Annotated in this window: 15 protein-coding genes; 7 read left to right on the top strand and 8 right to left on the bottom strand. The window is 46.7% G+C overall.

Annotated elements, in window-relative coordinates; all coding sequences use genetic code 11:
• The first annotated feature begins 13 nt into the window (after window positions 1–13).
• Complete coding sequence (locus AZI87_RS15655; protein ID WP_155722591.1) at window positions 14–745, top strand: glycosyltransferase; 732 nt, start codon at window positions 14–16, stop codon at window positions 743–745.
• Here AZI87_RS15655 and AZI87_RS15650 read toward each other — a convergent pair.
• From AZI87_RS15650 to greB, 3 genes are all read right to left on the bottom strand, one after another.
• Window positions 742–1719: a YheT family hydrolase gene (locus AZI87_RS15650; RefSeq protein WP_063208984.1), complete on the bottom strand. Its 978-nt coding sequence runs from the start codon at window positions 1717–1719 to the stop codon at window positions 742–744. The two genes, AZI87_RS15655 and AZI87_RS15650, sit on opposite strands and share 4 nt — an antisense overlap.
• The gene (locus tag AZI87_RS15645) at window positions 1707–2198 is read right to left on the bottom strand and encodes a DUF3465 domain-containing protein (RefSeq protein ID WP_155722590.1); all 492 of its coding nucleotides are present in this window, start codon (window positions 2196–2198) and stop codon (window positions 1707–1709) included. The genes AZI87_RS15650 and AZI87_RS15645 overlap by 13 nt, the downstream gene beginning before the upstream one ends.
• 113 nt (window positions 2199–2311) lie before the next feature.
• Window positions 2312–2842, bottom strand: coding sequence for a transcription elongation factor GreB (greB, locus tag AZI87_RS15640; protein ID WP_063208982.1), 531 nt, complete (start codon window positions 2840–2842; stop codon window positions 2312–2314).
• Between the two features lie 92 nt (window positions 2843–2934).
• On the opposite strand from greB, the gene AZI87_RS15635 reads away from it, so the two are divergent.
• Genes AZI87_RS15635 through AZI87_RS15625 form a run of 3 tightly spaced genes read left to right on the top strand, consistent with a single transcriptional unit; the run spans window position 2935 to window position 8201 of the window.
• Window positions 2935–4746, top strand: a complete 1812-nt coding sequence (locus tag AZI87_RS15635) for a FecR domain-containing protein (protein WP_063208980.1) — start codon at window positions 2935–2937, stop codon at window positions 4744–4746.
• Window positions 4746–6359, top strand: coding sequence for a fibronectin type III domain-containing protein (locus tag AZI87_RS15630; protein WP_063208977.1), 1614 nt, complete (start codon window positions 4746–4748; stop codon window positions 6357–6359). The genes AZI87_RS15635 and AZI87_RS15630 overlap by 1 nt, the downstream gene beginning before the upstream one ends.
• Before the next feature lie 15 nt (window positions 6360–6374).
• The gene (locus tag AZI87_RS15625; protein ID WP_063208975.1) at window positions 6375–8201 is read left to right on the top strand and encodes an adenylate/guanylate cyclase domain-containing protein; all 1827 of its coding nucleotides are present in this window, start codon (window positions 6375–6377) and stop codon (window positions 8199–8201) included.
• A 47-nt stretch (window positions 8202–8248) separates the two neighbouring features.
• Here AZI87_RS15625 and AZI87_RS15620 read toward each other — a convergent pair whose 3' ends face one another.
• Genes AZI87_RS15620 through AZI87_RS15605 form a run of 4 tightly spaced genes read right to left on the bottom strand, consistent with a single transcriptional unit; the run spans window position 8249 to window position 11212 of the window.
• Window positions 8249–9514, bottom strand: a complete 1266-nt coding sequence (locus tag AZI87_RS15620; protein WP_063208973.1) for an ABC transporter permease — start codon at window positions 9512–9514, stop codon at window positions 8249–8251.
• Complete coding sequence (locus AZI87_RS15615) at window positions 9514–10206, bottom strand: ABC transporter ATP-binding protein (protein ID WP_063208971.1); 693 nt, start codon at window positions 10204–10206, stop codon at window positions 9514–9516. Before AZI87_RS15615 ends, AZI87_RS15620 begins: the two co-directional genes overlap by 1 nt.
• Entirely contained in the window at window positions 10193–10675 is a 483-nt protein-coding gene (locus AZI87_RS15610; protein ID WP_063208969.1) for a ZrgA family zinc uptake protein, read from the bottom strand. Before AZI87_RS15610 ends, AZI87_RS15615 begins: the two co-directional genes overlap by 14 nt.
• Window positions 10676–10693: 18 nt before the next feature.
• A complete protein-coding gene (locus tag AZI87_RS15605) occupies window positions 10694–11212 on the bottom strand; it encodes a DUF3299 domain-containing protein (protein ID WP_253696903.1) in 519 nt (172 codons plus the stop codon).
• Window positions 11213–11264: 52 nt separating this feature from the next.
• On the opposite strand from AZI87_RS15605, the gene hisS reads away from it, so the two are divergent.
• Complete coding sequence (gene hisS / locus AZI87_RS15600; RefSeq protein WP_063208967.1) at window positions 11265–12512, top strand: histidine--tRNA ligase; 1248 nt, start codon at window positions 11265–11267, stop codon at window positions 12510–12512.
• Between the two features lie 241 nt (window positions 12513–12753).
• The gene (locus AZI87_RS15595) at window positions 12754–14613 is read left to right on the top strand and encodes a C1 family peptidase (RefSeq protein WP_155722589.1); all 1860 of its coding nucleotides are present in this window, start codon (window positions 12754–12756) and stop codon (window positions 14611–14613) included.
• 318 nt (window positions 14614–14931) lie between these two features.
• Here AZI87_RS15595 and lgt read toward each other — a convergent pair whose 3' ends face one another.
• Window positions 14932–15990, bottom strand: a complete 1059-nt coding sequence (lgt, locus tag AZI87_RS15590; protein WP_063208963.1) for a prolipoprotein diacylglyceryl transferase — start codon at window positions 15988–15990, stop codon at window positions 14932–14934.
• Window positions 15991–16073: 83 nt separating this feature from the next.
• Between lgt and AZI87_RS15585 the strand changes: the two genes are divergently transcribed.
• A complete protein-coding gene (locus AZI87_RS15585; RefSeq protein ID WP_253696901.1) occupies window positions 16074–16829 on the top strand; it encodes a hypothetical protein in 756 nt (251 codons plus the stop codon).
• Window positions 16830–16915: the final 86 nt, after the last annotated feature.

Here is a 16915-nt window from a genome sequence, read left to right as displayed (position 1 = left end):
AACTATCGTAAAGATGGAATCTTCAGAGTCAACCCTGCATTGCTCATTCGTTATTTATCTGCATAAAGATGCAGCGTTTATTCCTTCTTTCATGAAGGATCTGCGCGGTTTTTTTCAGAAGTTCCCACTGAACTATGAACTCCTCGCGGTTATCGAAAAAGATGCAGAAGACGCGCTGGCTCAGGTTAAAGCCGCTCAAACAGAATCTCCACAACGTGAAGACATTCAAACTCTTTTTAACGAGAAATATCTGGGGCGTGCAGAAAGTTTACGCCGAGCTTTTTCAAAAGCCCAAGCGCCTTATGTTCTGGTTGCAGATCCTTTGCTTTCCACGCCCTTTGGCGATCTTTTCAAAGTCTTGCAGAACCTGATGACAGACCCGACTGTGGCTTTATGTTGGGGTGAACGCATATCGAAAAAGGACAGTCTGTTCCACCGTCGCACGGGTCCCCGACATTCTATCGAACACTTATTCACCGGAATTTTTAAAGAGAAGAACAAAAGCTTCAGCTCACTGGACCCTTTCTGCGAAATCGGAGGATTCACGAAGGAGTCTTGGTTAGCCATCGACAAATCACTGCCGGCCAAGCTTTCCGGTTGGTACTTACACCCGGATTTACATCACGCTTATGCGCAACATGCCCGTAAGATTCTGGAAGTTCCTATCTGGGATTCTGGCGCAACGTCTTTATCCTATGGGTACTGGAGCGCGCGTTGGGATTTGTTGAAGAAAAGTGTTCTTTAAGCCAACACCTGTTTCAAAGACTGCAAAGCCTCGTGGACGTAATAATCTAGCCAGCGCACAGAACCTAAGGGCGTATTTTGTTTTGCCAAATACCCCATATGTCCACCACGAGCTTCTACGTGCAGCATGGTACTCTTAGAAAAAGACGCCTTCATATAATTTTCCACGGACACAAAAGGATCATCTTGTGCGGTTAAAACATAAGTGGGCGTCTGGATTTTTGAAAGATAATGAATCGCCGAGCAATTTTGGTAATAATCAGAACGATCTTTAAATCCGGCTGCGGGCGCTGTGTAAATCTGATCCATATCCCAAATTGTCGACCAAGCGGGAATGTCGTATTTCTGAGTGATCAATCCCTGACGAAATTTTTCTTCAACGTTTTTTCTTAAACGCAGAACAAAACGCAAATCATAAATACGATTGAAGCCTGTTTTTAGTAACTGTGAGCCCTGCATAAGATCAATCGGGGCGTTCACCGTGATGGCGGCATCGGGCTTTACTTCGCCACGAAATCCACCTAACAAACAAAGCAGGATGTTGGCACTCATCGAAAAACCCACGGCGATTTGCTTTTTTGCCGGAAACATCTCGCGCAGTTTTTTTAACACCGCCGACATATCTTCGGCACGACCCGAGTGATACGGATTGCGAGCGTAAGCGGCTCCAATCCCTGCTCCACGGTGATTGACGAGGACCACAGAGTGCCCCAGCTTCTGGCACACCAAGGCGGTTCTTTGCATGTAGTCCGAAGTCACATCTCCGGAAAGACCATGATAGACACTTACGACCGTGTCACTTGCACCTGGAATATGAAAACAAAAAAGTCGATCTCCATCAGGAAGATCGACTTCAAATTGAGTTCCAAAATTTTCGAGTTCGGGAGACTTAAGAAAGTGAGACCACAAAGTTTGCCCGTGACCGCTGTCGGCCCAAAACGGAGCTTCACATGGAATCAAATCTAGTCTTTGCAATAGAACTTCCCGTTTACATAAACATAACCATCTTGGCGTTTGCCGCGCGGGTCATGATGCAGCCAATGGAGGAGGCCACCTTTGTTTGTCCAAATAAACTGTCCACCCATCGCGATCACGTCGCCGACTTTAATAGGAACACGTGGGCACATATCTGAATTATACACAGCTTGCATGTTCTTTCCATTGGAAAGGCGCACCGTCCATTTTTGATGAGCCAAACCTTGGTTGTCATCAGGCAGGACTTTCACCACAACCATGCTGCCACCCTCAACGAAATCAACGCGACGTTGATCATTCACGGCACGTACAATGTCTGCATCGCTGGAATTTTCGTCGATAAGAAAGGATTCAGAAGGCTGCTCAATTTTTTCGAAAACGGGATTTACTTCTTGGCGATTTTTGCGTTTAGCTTCAACTGTTTCGTAAGATGAAAGTACAAAGACACAAGTTAGAACAAAAGCCCATTTCATATTCATGAATATCCCCCCGGATGTGCGAAGCGAGTGTGTCCGGTTATGGAAGCAAAGACAATTTTAAAAATAAAAAGGGCCCACATAAAGGCCCTATTACTAACACGCAGCTGTAATTTTTACTTGTATTCGACGCTCTCAATCGTGACGTACTCTTCGCCCGCAGGTTTTACGATACGAACCTCGTCGCCAACCTTTTTTCCTAGAAGTGCTTTGGCCACCGGAGATTTCCAGGAGATCTTCCCGTTCTTAGGATCAAATTCGTCTTCGCCCACGATTTGATAGACGACTTCTTCACCTTCTTCATCCGCCAGTGTGACAGTCGCACTAAAAAGAACCGTCGTGCCTTTCATCGCTTTTGGGTCCACGACTTCGGCGTCTTCAATTCTTTTTGTCAGAAAATGAACGCGCTTATCAATTTCACGCAAGCGACGTTTTCCATATTGATAATCGGCGTTTTCAGAACGATCTCCATTGCTGGCGGCCCAAGCCACCACTTCAACAAGCTTCGGGCGCTCCACATGCATGAGCTCATGGTACTCGGCTTTGAGTTTGGCTAGACCTTGGGGCGTAATGTAGTTCTTATTATTATCCATAGGCAAGACTCTAGACCATTCGATAGAAACTCTCCAGCCTGTTTTCTGATTCATCGTTAATTTTTTTTGACTAAGCCTTCGGTCCTAGACTTAAGCGCTATTAAATACCGAGAAAAATTCTCCGAAAAACTAAGAAGGAGGATTGCATGAAAAAACAGTGGAAACGGCTGCTTGTCGCAGCACTTAGTTCATCATCAGTTTTCGCTGTGACTTGGTATTGGTATCAATCCACCGAAGACCGTAATTCCTCTTATGGAAATGAAAAACCATTGGCCTACGTTGGGAAAGTTGTTGAAGACATTCAACGTCGTCCCGCTTCGCGCCTGCTATGGCAACTCGTGAACACAGGGGAACCTCTCTATAACGGAGAAGCGATTCGCACCAGCGAACGCGGTGAAGTGCGCATTCAGTTCGTTGATTCAGATCGCTATTTGGATCTCGAGCCCGAGTCGTTGATCGTCATCAAAAAATCAGAGGGCGAGATCGCCCTTGATTTGATGGAAGGTAGTTTATTCGTTAACGCCAAAGCTGGTGGAGCCGAAGCCAACGCCCCGGGCCTTGTGTTGAATTCAGCAAATGGAAAAGTGGATCTTTCTCAAGCTTCAGCTTCATTATCCAAAGGCCGCGGCAACTCCGTCGACGTTCAAGTCTTAGAGGGTAAAGCCTCGGTAAAAGGTGACGATGGTCGAAGCAAAGATTTGACTTCAACAACCGTCATCAAAGTTTTGACTCCCCTTCCGCAAAAACCTATCGCGATGGATGCGGAATCACCACAGCCCGTACCGTTTCAATGGACAGGCTTTCCGCAAGGCACACAAGTTTCCTTGTGGGTGGGCCCAAGTCGAAAGCAGTTAAAACCATTTGTTCAAGCCGCTTTAAATCAAAACCAAGTTAATGCTTCACTTCCCTTTGGGCGTCACTACTGGAAACTTGTCGGGACATCATCCCTGGGGAATGTGATTGCAGAAAGCCCAATTTATAAAACAGAAGTTTTAGCTCGCTACGCGCCGACAGTGGTGTTTCCTACTGCGGACGCGGATATCCCAGCGGCGAAAACTCCGTTTGATATGACATTTAAATGGCAAAAAGGTGATGACACTCGCCAGATGACTTTGGAAGTTTGGTCTGACCCCACTTTGCAAAAGAAAATCGCTACTCAATCTTTTTCAAATGAAGAAAGTTACACTCTGCCTTCATTGAAAGCTGGCACTTATTATTGGCGGATGAGTTCTTATTATGTCGAGTCTGACAAGCCGGTCTTAGGAAAAGTTCAAAAGTTCACCGTAAAACCTGCGGAACAAGTTCAGGCGAAGGTGGAGCGTGCTCCGCTGGTTCCAGTCAATGTGGATTTCACAATGCCTGAAACGCAAATGACTCAGTACTATGTAGAAAAACCTCAAGTGGGTTTGACATGGAAAGCGGATAAAACGGACGATGTGGCTCTTTACCGCGTGAAGCTTCTAGAAGAAAATGCAGATCCAAGATCAGCCTCTTCATTGGAAGTGAAAGACACTAAGTTCTCTGCAACCGTGCCCAAGCCAGGTCGTTACATCGCTTCCATCGAAGCGGTGAATAAAGACGGTCAAATTCTTGGCACGAAGGTGTCGCAGCCTTTGACGGTGTCACCTCTTCCACTACTTCAAGCTCCGTTGTTCGTTCCTGCTGAAGGACCTTTGCAAGCTACTTTTGACGGTCGTACTCAACTGGAGTGGACGAAACTCGATGGCGCCAAAGAATATTGGCTGACCATTCGTAAAAATGGCAAAGAATTGAAACGTTCGAAATACACAAACAATATGACAGCTTTAAAAAATCTTCTTCCAGGAGAATATGAAATCGAGCTTTCGGCGATGGATAACTATGGTCGCCCTAGCGAGGTCGCTCCCGCAAGAAAACTTCTGGTGCCAGATAAATCAAATCTGCGCGCCCCCACATTGAAGAAGATTAAGGTGAATTGATGCGTTTGATGACCGCGTTCCTTATTCTCATTTTCACATTCTGGACCTCGGCGGTCTGGGCGGCGCCTTATCGCCGTTTGGTGAACTTTGAGTGGGATGCGATCGAAGGTGCAAAAAGCTACGACATCGAACTTCGCCAGGTGAAAGAAGATCCGAAAGACGCCAAAACTTTTACTTTCAAAGTGAAAGAAGCTGCATGGAATGGACGCTTGACTCCCGGCAAGTACCTCATGAAGTTGCGTGCGCGTGACTATCGGGGTGTTCCGGGTGATTGGTCTCCAGAGAGTGATTTCAATGTGGGCTTAGAGGCCGCTATTTTAAAATCCCCCGCTTCTCGCGCCAGAATCGCCAGCAAAGAAGAAGACAGTGTTAAGATGGAATTCCAATGGAATCCTGTGGGCGGCGCAGACATGTACCAATTCGTTCTAACTTCGGAGGATGGCAAAACTCAAGTCAGTGAAGTCATTCGCGATACGAAAGTGAAATTGTCCCTTCCAGTGGCGAACAACTACACTTGGAAGGTTCTAGCCGCCACGAATGAAGGCATTCGCAGTGATGCGACTTCCGTGTCACAATTCTCTGTTTTAGGGAAGGCTTTGGAAAATCCAAAGATCAGCAAACCTGAAAGTGAGTTCGTGCGCGAAGTAAAATGGAATCGTCCCGACAATGTCTCTTCTTTTGACGTTTTTGTACTGAAGTTGAATGAAAAAGACAAAAAATGGGAAAAGTTCAAAGTCATCGAAAACACGCAGGAAGAGTCCTTGCCCTTTGACGAAACATGGCCCGGTGGCCGCTATCAAGTGGCGGTACGTGCAAAATCGAATTTACGTCCCAGCTCTCCTCTAGCTAAACAAAGCTTCTCAGTTCGTCACGGAGATCGTTCTCCAGCAGCCGAGTACACAGCACTTGTTCGTAAATCCATTGACCGTGTGACGGGATGGTATGCGATTGCCAGTTACCTAGTAACAGAAATGCAATTTAGCGGAAAGAACCCCGAAAAAAATTCGGCCGTGGCTTACAGTGCCTTGGGTGGTACCGGTCGTATGGGATTGGGTTGGTTTGGCGACAGAACTCCTTGGGGATTTTTAGGTATCATCGATATGAGTGGCTTTACTTTCAATGGTAAGACACAGACTTTTGCCTCTGCGGAAGCCAATGCGGTCTATCGCAAAACCATGGGTGACCGTGGAGAGTTGCGCTTCCAAGTCGGCCCTTACTACAAAGAACTTCCAGAAACTGTGGGTGATCCTTTCTCTGGCAGTTCGGAAGATCTAAAAATCACTTCGGCGGGTCCGCACTTTGGTGCGGAATATTGGTTTTCTTTGACGCCGAAATTAGGCATTCAAGTGAATGCTCATATGTATATGTCACTTTTGAAAATCAGCACACCGAACGGGGCTCCCCTGACACCGTCAATGTCGACACAGTATGGTTTCTTAGGAAGCTATCGCTTCACTCCGACATTCACGGGCCTGGTAGGTTACGCCCGTCGTGAAGATAAAATGTCTTATAAAGCAGTCCCTGCATCAGATAACTTTGCCGTGGACGGAGATACGAATGAATCCACCATCGTCGGGAACTATCTAAATATTTTCGCGGAGTGGGCTTTCTAAGCTCTTGGAGATGATATGAGAATACCTATTTCGACAAAACTCATTACGGTGACCATCCTGATCCTGGTAGCAGCGACGGGCACGATCACATGGATCTCTTCAGACTATTTCGAAAAGAAAGCTTCTGAACAAGTCGATATCGCGAATCTTGAATCTGCGGCGGCAAAAGCCAAGGAAGTGGAAAATATCGTAAGCTCGTTGGTGGATAAAACCCGTGTGACGGCCTCTTTGTTGATGAAGGACACTTCGGATCAGACAGCGGCCAGTGATGATTTTGATTTCAACTTCACAAAAGATAAAAACTTTGTTTCTTTGGAAATTTTAAGACTAGACGGCACATCGGTTCACACCGTGGCTCGCAAAGTAAAGGAAGATGTTCTTCGTCCTTACAATTTGGCTAGCAACTATATTATCAATGTTCGCTCTTGGCAGAAGTTCCCTATCCGCAATGTGGCTCAGGGAAATATCGAACTAAAAAATGCGTCTTACCCTAAGGCGCCGGCACTGATTACAATCGGCATTCCATTGGTTCGCGATGCTCAAGGTAAAATCACTCACGTGGCTTTGGCGGACGTGACCTTAGCGCCTTTAGAAAAACCCTTTACTGATCCCTCAGAGAGAACACAGTACTTAGTCGACCGCTATGGCGAGTTGTTGGCGCATAAAGACGAACAAAAAGCCATGGCCCGGTTGAATGTAAGTAAGAACCCTTTTGTAAAAAAGGCTCTGACGCAAAAATCTCCGCAGTATCAAACTAAATTCGTGGATCCGGATTTTGACAAAAATTATTTCGGTGCTTCCGTAAAAACTTCATTTGGTGCAACAGTCATTTCGCAAACTTCGGAAGAAACCATTCTTGAAGTGTCACGCGAGGTCCGCCGCCGAGCTATCTTTGTGGCAGGCTCTGCTATTTCCATGGCCATCTTCTTTATCTTCTTATTCTCAATGACACTCACCTCCCCGATTGAAAAGTTGGCGGATATGATCAACTTGGTGTCTCGAGGTAACTTTGATGTGAAGGCGCGCGCGCAAGTGAAATCCCATGACGAAGTGGGAGACTTGGCAGAAGCTTTTGATCACATGACTGAAGGTCTTAAGGAGCGTGATAAGGTGAAAAGCCTTTTTTCAAAGTTCCACGGCTCTTCGGTTGCCGAAGATTTGATCGGTAAAGACATCGGCGTTGGTGGTCAATCCAAAGACGTGGTGGTCTTCTTCTCAGACATCCGCGGTTTTACCGCATTTTCGGAAAAGCGTTCTCCCGAGGAAGTCGTTGAAATGCTGAATGAATATTTCGGTGTGATGGTTAAGATTATCAACTCTCACGGTGGTGTTGTTGATAAGTTTATCGGGGATGCGATCATGGCGGTTTGGGGTGCTCCAAAAACCACGGATCGTGATGCTCACAATGCCGTTCGTGCTTGTTTAGAAATGCGTCGTGCTCTTGAAACACTCAATGAAACACGTGTTGCTCGTGGTCAACCTCCGATCAATATTGGTATGGGCTTGCATGCAGGTCTTGCGATCTCTGGAACGATTGGTTCAGATGAACGTATGGAGTATACCGTTATCGGCAATACGGTGAATACGGCTTCCCGTATTGAGGCTTCTACAAAAGCTTTCGGCGCCGATCTTTTGATTTCGGATACGGTCATTGAAAAAATCGGAGAAGATTTTAAAACAGAGCTTGCTGGAGCCGCCGAAGTGAAAGGTCGTTCGGAAGCTTTAAAGATGTTCAAAGTCCGTGGCTACCGCGCTGAAGACGGCACCATGGTCGAAGTAAAAACGCCTTATTCGGATTACGAAGCGGAGGCGGCGGATAAAGTGAAAGTCAAAGCCGCCTAAAAAGAAGCTCTAAACTAAAAAACCCCGGAGCGACCGGGGTTTTTCTTTTATAACTTCACACTCAACCCATCTTTCAAGGCGAGGTTCTGGGCCCGCAATGCCGGGATCAATCCCATCAGCGTGCCACCGAAGAAAGTGATAGCTATATATAAAATCTCGATCTTCGTGACCCACGGGCCCACAAGATAAAGACCGAATTCGCTGGCGATCCACGGACGAAGAATCGCGATCAGCGTCCACGAAAGAAGAGTCCCTAAAGTGATGCCCACAACAGTCAGTAGCGCTGATTCAAACACCAACAGACCGACGATCTGTGAAGACTTCGCTCCGACGGCTCTTAGGATAGCCATCTCTCGACGGCGTTCGTTCAATGTAGTTGTCAAGGCGATCAACATTGAAACAAGGCCCACCAGAACCACCATCCAAGAGATAATTCTTAAGACACCTTCAACATAAGACAGACCATTCCAAAGTTCGCTCAATGCGACTCCAGGAATGATCGCCAACAAGGGTTCTTCTTTATAGGTATTGATATCACGCTGAAGTTTTAAAGTTTCAATGCGAGACTTTGCTCCCACGAAGAAAGCCGTGATCGTGTGAATTTTCATCCCGGCACGTGAAAGCTGTTCACGAGGAATTGCCTTTTCTGCCGTCGGCGCGGCCCCGTCCGCCCAATCAACGTGCAAAGCTTCCATGCCCTCTAATGACATGTAAACTGCGCGATCCAGTGGCGTTCCAGTTGGCTCCATAATGCCTGTGACAACAAAAGGTTTGTCGGCGTGATTTTGAATCCCCTCTCCTTTTGTCACTCCATGCGCGACCACAATACGGTCACCTAAACGATACTTCAGTTTGTGCGCAACTTCGGCACCAATAACCACATCCCATAAGTCTTTAAAGACCTGGCCTTGGCTTAATTGGATCTTTTCGCTGCCACGAAAGTGATAGTGCTTAAAAAAATCTTCATTCGTACCCACGACACGAAACCCGCGGTGACCATCGCCTAATGAGTATGGGATGGTCCATTCAATGGCCGGATTCTTTTTAATATCCTCGTAAGTCTCATAGGAAATATTATGAGTGGCATTTCCCATATTAAAGACCGTGTACAGGATAAGCTGCAAAGATCCGCTGCGAGCTCCGACAATCAGGTCCGTCTTACTGATAGTTTGGGTAAAGCCCTCTTCCGCCGCTCTTTTGGCTCTTTCAACTGATAAAAGAAGCGTCACGCTCAAAGCGATGGAAAGTACGGTCAGCGTTGTAGCAAAAGCACGGTTCTTCAAAGATTTGATAGCAAGTTTAAGAAAGACCATTATCCAACCCTATTGATGGAGTCCAACGAGATGCTGCGACTAAAAAGTTTTTCCATGCTGCGATCATGAGATACGAAGACAACGGTTGTGCCGTAAAGATCTGCAAGTTCGAACATCAGCTTCAGGAATTTTTCGCGATGATCTGTATCTAATGCAGAGGTGGGTTCATCAGCCAAAATAAGATCGGGCTTTCCCAGTAGAGCGCGTGCCACGGCCACACGTTGCTGTTGCCCCACGCTGAGCTCTGCCACTTTTTTACCAAGAAGATCACCGATCCCCAAATTTCCGCAAAGAGCGCGAATGACCATTTCCGTATCCACACTGCCCAGTCGTGCTTTTCGCGCGGGGCTTAAGTGCAAAGGCAGTTCGATATTTTCCTGCACGCTCAGATAAGGAATCAAATTGAAGTTTTGAAAAACGTACCCCATGTGCTCGGCACGAAAAGCATCGCGATCAGCGTCACTCATTTTCACGAAATCAAAACCCAAAATTTTAAGACTGCCTTGGGTGGGTTTTAAAACGCCCGAAAACATTTCTAACAATGTCGTCTTGCCCGTTCCGCTCGGGCCATAAAGAAAGAGCTCCTCCCCGCGCAACACCGAAAATTCAGGGATTTTCAAAGTGGGTTGAGTTGCGCCGGGGTAAGTGTACTGCAAATCACGTACTTCAATCAGGATGTTACTTGAGCTCAACAGTGTCTCCGTTCTTCAAAACTTGCGTGGATTTTTGCACGCCATCGGCAAGAATATCCACTTGCACTTTCTTTAAACGCGGAAATTGTTTTGAAAAATTAAATGTGATCGTACTACCCGCAGCCGGAGCTTCACAAGTTACATTGAATTCAGCTTCGACTTCCGCATGCGAATCATGTTGGTTCACTTCAAAGATGTCTTTTTTAATTTCGCATTTAAGTGCTGGATCCAAGACAATCATTTCGCCGATTTTTTCTTCGAGTTTCGCTAAAGCTTTGTCTTTTTTCTGTTTGTCGGCTTTGCTCTTGGCTTGATGTTCGAATCCAATGATGGATTCAGCAGGGACATGCAATTCAATTTTTCCGCTTTTTCCATCAAATGCCACACTGGCTTTGCCCGAGCCGTGTACATGGGACCCGTGTTCACGCGCAGCAAAGACCATGGCTGATAATAGAAGAACCTTCATCATAGAGACCTCCTCACAAAGTTATTTGTACGGCTCTACAGCTTCACCTACGAGCTCAAACGATGCATCTCCGTACATGGATTTTTTCGTTACGAGATTCAAAGTGCCATAAACCCAGATAGGGCCTACAGCTACTTCGGTTCCTTTTTTCATTTTTACGTAAACCATTTGATTCGGTGGCGGTGGCGGCACGTGGATACAAGCCTGAGGGCTTGGTACTAATAAAAACTCCACCACGTCTCTTTGGTCGTCTTCAAGCGGCACCATGAAACCAGGGATCTTCACACCCTTGCCGTTCAAAGCCTGGAGTTCCGAAGAAGATTTGCCTGTAATGTAGTCCATCTCGCCCAAAAGACGCCAATCCACTTCAACTCCCGTTAAAGCGGCACCTTTGCTGAACATTGATTGATAGACCACCGCGCCGATAACGACGATCAAAACGGCAGCTCCTGCGATAACCCATTTTTTCATTTTCTGTGCTGATTCCATGTCATTTCTATTAAAAACGCGGACCCACTTAAATGCAATAGCTTTGCGCACTGCCCGAGGCTCTGATATAACCTAATTTCCCTGTTAGTATTGAGGACGTAATATGAGCAACAAAATTCAGAGAGTTCGTGGCACCCGCGATCTGCTTCCCGAGGACAGTCTTCTTTTCCGTTTTGTCGAAGAATCAGCCTATGAAAAGGCTCTTTTGTACGGATACGGAGAAATCGAAACCCCTATTTTTGAATTTTCTGACGTTTTTCATCGCACGCTCGGTGAAACTTCCGATGTTGTGAATAAAGAGACTTACGACTTTACAGATCGCGGAGGAGAAAGTCTCACATTAAGACCTGAGGGAACGGCCGGAGTTGCACGCGCTTTTATCTCTGAAGGCATGATGCAGAACCTTCCTTTGAAATTTTATTATTCTGGCCCCATGTTCCGATATGAACGACCACAAAAAGGACGTTATCGTCAATTTTACCAATTGGGCGCAGAGTGTTTAGGTTATGACAGTCCGCTAGCTGACGTGGAATGCATTGCAATGGCGTGGGACATCTTAAAGAAAATCGGCATTTCCGCGGAGTGCACACTCGAGATCAATACCTTGGGTGACAGTGAAAGCCGCGCTGCCTATCGCGATGCTTTGGTGAAATATTTCACCGAACACCAGGATCAGCTTTCTGCTGACAGCAAAATGCGTTTAGAAAAAAACCCGTTGCGCATTTTAGATTCAAAAGACGAAGGCGATAAAAAGCTGAATGCCGGAGCACCAAAGCTTGAGCAATACTTGAACGAAACATCTCAAACCTTCTTCAAAAAAGTTTTGGCGGGTATTGAAAAATTAGGAATCCCTTACAACGTGAACTCGCACCTCGTGCGCGGTTTAGATTATTACTGTCACACTGTTTTTGAATTCACGACAACGAAGCTCGGCGCTCAAGGAACAGTCCTTGCCGGCGGACGCTACGATGGTTTGATTGAAACTATGGGCGGTCCAAAAACTCCAGGCGTAGGCTGGGCCGCGGGCATTGATCGTTTAGCGGATCTGACTCCGAAAGAATTGGCGACGAAAAAAGAAGTTATCATCGCCGTTGTCGGAGCGGATGATCAAGGCGAAGAAGAAAGCGTCAAAGTGGCGCATGAAATTCGTTCTCGCGGCTTCAAGACAGAAAATTTTCTTTCCGGAAAAATGCAAAAGAAAATGCAAAAAGCCAACAAGATTGGCGCGCATTACGCATTGATCCTAGGTGGTAATGAAGTGACCAATAAGACGGTCACCGTGAAAAACTTCGGAACCGGAGAGCAAAAAGAAATCTCTCGCACCGAGCTTGCCGCTTTTGATTTTAAATAGAGGTCCTGTAAAAGACTTCGACTAAAGACTTATCTTCAAACGGCGAAAGGTTTTCCTTTCGCCGTTTTCTTTTTTATTCTCGCCGAAATTATCGACAAATCTCGAGTTTATAACCTCGCATTCGCATTTGAATGGATCATTTCTTTAGGGATTTTAGAGCTTTGCTACTTAACATTGTGACGAAGTCGCACTGCCGGACTTGCTGGCGGGTGCGGAACTAAAAACCTCTGGAGAAAAAGAAATGAAAAACTTTTTGAAACCTGTCGGCGGAATGATTGCGCTGACATTAAGTCTGCACGTTTCTCCGTCCACCGTTCTTGCTAACAATCAAGGCTTCCGTCCCGGCCTGAAAGAGATGACTCAGGAAGAGCAGCAAAAACTGCAACGCCGTAAAATCAAAAAAGTTCGTCCGAATCGTTTGGGCTTAGAGCGCGTTAATAAAGAAAGAACTCGTCGTGGCCAAGCACCAGTTCAAGTCGATACGACAAAACCAGAAGTTGAAGTAGACGACAGCTTGCAAGCTTCTTCGTCTTCGGAAACGGCGGAGAGTGCCGCAATGGCGACTCTAGGATCAGCGCCCGCGCAAGTTGACAACTCGGCTTTACCTTCGTTCCCCCCTATTGTCAGCCAAGGAACCTTGGGCTCGTGCGTGGCTTTTGCTACGACCTATTATCTGATGAGCCACGAGGTGTGCTTAACACTGGGTTGTAATAACAAAACATCCGCTGCTCGCATTTATTCCCCCAAATGGACTTATAATATGATCAACGGCGGCGTCGACAACGGTTCCTCTTTGTCGGATGCTTTTGCGGTGATGGAAAAGCATGGCGCAGCCACATCGGCAGAATTCCCCTATGACAGCGACTTCCGCGCCTGGAGTATAAACTCGGATCACTGGAAGCGTGCGATCAATTCACGCATGAAACCGTTTAGCTATTCCCGCATTAACACTGATGCGGATATGGCGAACGTAAAACAAATCTTAGCCAATGGCCACGTGGTGTCTTTTGGTACCTACATCAACAGTTGGGTGTACCGTACGGTGCAAGCAAATCCACAAGCGGCTTCAAATCCTTTTGTGGGCCAAGCTATCGCAACACACATCAACGGCACGGTTTCTGGTCATGCCATGGTGATCGTCGGTTACGACGACACGATTTGGACAGATATCAATGGCAATGGCGCGGTTGAAGCTTCCGAAGTGGGCGCATTTAAAATTGCCAACTCTTTTGGGGCGTCTTGGAAAAACCAGGGTTACGCCTGGGCTTCTTATGATGCCTTCCGCGCAACCTCAACGGTTCCAAACTTTGCACCCGCTGGCAGAATTCAGCTTACGCAAAGTGGAATGGTATTTTATTCGACTTACACGTCGTACGCTCCTCGCTTGTTAGCGGAAGTCAAAATGTCGCACGCAATGCGCGCACAGATGTCATTGCAGTTCGGCTCTTCGGCAAATACGTCAAGCAGTCCTTCGGCGACGTGGTCACCGTTCGCTTTCGCAAATCGCGGTGGTAACTATGCATTTGACGGAACAACGGCAGAGAAGCTTGGAAGCTTTTACTTTGATATTTCTTCGTTAGCTGCATCCGACATCAATACGCAGAAGTTTTATCTGACTATGAAAGACTCAACTGCCGGAAGTGCTTTGACAACATCGGCATTCAACATCGTAAATCCAAGTGTGGGAAATACTTTGCTGTCAGCAGCGAATGTACCACTGACTGTAGATGGAAATTCAAGTATGTTGGTTGCGGGAACAACGCCAGCACCGACACCGACTCCAACTCCGACCCCCACGCCTACACCAGTAGTTGATACTATTGCACCGTCTGCCCCGACTGGATTGACATTGTCCCTAACGACATTCAATCGCAACAGAACTGCAAGATTCAACTTGGGTTGGGCTGCTTCGACGGATAACGTGAAAGTAGTAAAATACTTCATCTATCGTAACGGGGTAAAAATCGCTGAAACGACTTCACTGAGCTACGGCGACAGCAACATCAAAAAGAACGTGTACTATAACTATCAGTTCACAGCCGTCGACGCCGCAGGAAACCAATCCGCGAAATCCGGCACCATCGTTGCTTTGTGGCGATAACAACAGAACTCCCCAGGGATTCCTTGGGGAGTTTTTTTATGTTCATCCAACAGAAATTCTTACTGCCAACAAGTTCATCTATCTTGCATTTCACTTAACTCAGAACTTATAACGCACACGCTTACCGCCACCGTGGCGGTAGAATACGCTGACCGCTGAAACATGGCACGGCTGTTTACTGCCACGATGGCAGTGAAATTTCTTACTTCCACCGTGGACGTGAATTTGTCCCTGCAAGACGCGACGATACGATAACTCAAAAACAAAAAGCCGCTTTTCAGCGGCTTTTTTATTCAGAATTTATTTTTCAGAAAAATCCTACTTACGATTCAACTTGATCGATTGACCGCGACCCCAGCCAGGAATCTTCAATGAACTTGCGCGAGTCCATACGAACATCATAACAAAGCCCAAGATTAACATTCCGATACTGAGAAGCTGACCGCGAGTCAGGCCCATCCATTGAAAGCCGATATGAGCATCAGGCATACGGAATTGTTCATCAGCAATACGGACAATCGCGTAGAAGATGATAAAGCACGCGGCGATGAAGCCTGGTTTACGTGGTTTTCTCCAAAGGAAGAAAAGAAGAATGAAAAGCAACAAGCCTTCACCAAAAGCGGCAAATAACTGCGACGGATAACGTGGCGTCAATAAAGGCGCAATCGCCTCTTTCGCTGCTTCGTTGCCGTTTTGAATCGCATCGATGGCTTTCGTCATCAACGAGTATACTTGTTCACGAGCTGAACCATCGAAACGGTATTTATCAACAAGTTCTAACCATTGCTCGCGAGCCACACCGACTTTTTCCATCACCGGAGTCAACTCACCCAACTTCGCGAAGTTTTGATTTGGCCAAGTGTAAATATCTTGAGGGAATTTTACCGCCAGTGGGTAAGATGGATCACATTCGCGTCCCACCAATTCTCCGTTGATGAAATTCGCGATGCGCCCAAAGAAAACACCCAAAGGACCTGTCACGGCCACAAGGTCAAAAAGGTAAAGAGTGTTGACGCCATACTTTCTGGCATACAACATACACGCGATCACGATACCGATGATACCACCATGGCTCGCCATCCCGCCTTCGTTCACGGCTAGAACTCCCCAGAATGGGAATTCGGGTTTGAACTTCCACAGAAGATCAATGCCATAGAAGAATACATATCCTAAACGACCGCCCACCAAAGTTCCGATCGCAGCATACGTGATAAAATCGCCCACCATGTTTGGTGCCAAGCCGGAACGCTGTCTTTGCGCCAACCAACGAATCAGCAAGTAAGCACAAATGAACCCCATCATGTAAGAAAGCCCGTACCAACGGACGCCAAAATCTCCGGAAATTCTTAGTGCAAACGGGTCGAAATCATGAACCACAACGTATCCTTTTCTGAGACGTTAAAACTGTATCAACGTGGGAATATTTAGACGTAGCCCTATAAAAGCGGGAAAATAGGGGTATGTCTAGATTTTCATCTCTGCTTCTACTCTGCATTATGGCCTTTTCAGGCATCTCCGAGGCACAGTCCAGATCTCGCTGGGGAAGTGGTATCGACTTCACTCAACGGGCCGCTAATCGCGAAAAAAGCCGCTGGTCTTTGACGGAGTGGCTGGAAATGAAGAATCGCAATCGCATGATGGATATGTGGCTTTCCATGAACTCTCCCTCACCTTTTGAGTTCATGATCGGCGGATCCTACAACTCTTTCAAAACCGAAGTTCAAGATTCTGGCGTTGAAAACTCGTACACAAGCTTCGCTGGAGAAGCTTCGGCCTACGCGCAATTCGTGGGGCTCACCGCGGAATATGAAAACAACACCGAAGAGAGTTTCAACGATCTGGCCGGAATGCTGAACATCCGCCTTTTAGGGAACTCCATTCAAAACACGTCATTCACTATTCATTATGGCCAACGCACACGTGAAAGCAGTGATTCGCGGCTTTCACAGCAATTCGGTCAAGCATCGTTGCAAGTTTATTTAACCAAGTACTTTGGATTAGACGGGAAATATCGTTATTTCCTTCCCACTTCCACGGATGAATTAGGAGATGTGGAAGGAAGTTACACCGAGGCCGGGCTTTTTATAGACTTTAAAGCCGTGCGCATATTCGGTGCCTGGTATAAGGAGAACCAGAAAACAAAAATCCCTGCGGCGACGGATGACACGGTCACCGATCGCCAAGGGATTAGGTCAGGTTTGAAAATCTACTTCTAGATTACGCAAAAAACAAAAGGGCCCATCAGGGCCCTTTTAATTTACATAAGTATGAACATTGATAACCGCACCAGCGAAGCTGCTCA

The sequence above is a fragment of the Bdellovibrio bacteriovorus genome (assembly GCF_001592745.1).
GTDB classification, from domain to species: Bacteria; Bdellovibrionota; Bdellovibrionia; order Bdellovibrionales; family Bdellovibrionaceae; genus Bdellovibrio; species Bdellovibrio bacteriovorus_B.
Note: the sequence above shows the minus strand (reverse complement) of the source record. Positions and strands in the feature narration are given on the sequence as shown.

What these genes read in the sequence shown, in the direction of transcription:
- greB (WP_063208982.1), bottom strand. Translation starts at nt 2,842, where the DNA reads ATGAATCAGAAAACAGGCTGGAGAGTTTCTATCGAATGGTCTAGAGTC.
- AZI87_RS15655 (WP_155722591.1), top strand. Translation starts at nt 14, where the DNA reads ATGGAATCTTCAGAGTCAACCCTGCATTGCTCATTCGTTATTTATCTG.
- AZI87_RS15585 (WP_253696901.1), top strand. Translation starts at nt 16,074, where the DNA reads ATGTCTAGATTTTCATCTCTGCTTCTACTCTGCATTATGGCCTTTTCA.
- AZI87_RS15635 (WP_063208980.1), top strand. Translation starts at nt 2,935, where the DNA reads ATGAAAAAACAGTGGAAACGGCTGCTTGTCGCAGCACTTAGTTCATCA.
- hisS (WP_063208967.1), top strand. Translation starts at nt 11,265, where the DNA reads ATGAGCAACAAAATTCAGAGAGTTCGTGGCACCCGCGATCTGCTTCCC.
- AZI87_RS15610 (WP_063208969.1), bottom strand. Translation starts at nt 10,675, where the DNA reads ATGATGAAGGTTCTTCTATTATCAGCCATGGTCTTTGCTGCGCGTGAA.
- AZI87_RS15595 (WP_155722589.1), top strand. Translation starts at nt 12,754, where the DNA reads ATGAAAAACTTTTTGAAACCTGTCGGCGGAATGATTGCGCTGACATTA.
- AZI87_RS15620 (WP_063208973.1), bottom strand. Translation starts at nt 9,514, where the DNA reads ATGGTCTTTCTTAAACTTGCTATCAAATCTTTGAAGAACCGTGCTTTT.
- AZI87_RS15645 (WP_155722590.1), bottom strand. Translation starts at nt 2,198, where the DNA reads ATGAATATGAAATGGGCTTTTGTTCTAACTTGTGTCTTTGTACTTTCA.
- AZI87_RS15630 (WP_063208977.1), top strand. Translation starts at nt 4,746, where the DNA reads ATGCGTTTGATGACCGCGTTCCTTATTCTCATTTTCACATTCTGGACC.
- AZI87_RS15625 (WP_063208975.1), top strand. Translation starts at nt 6,375, where the DNA reads ATGAGAATACCTATTTCGACAAAACTCATTACGGTGACCATCCTGATC.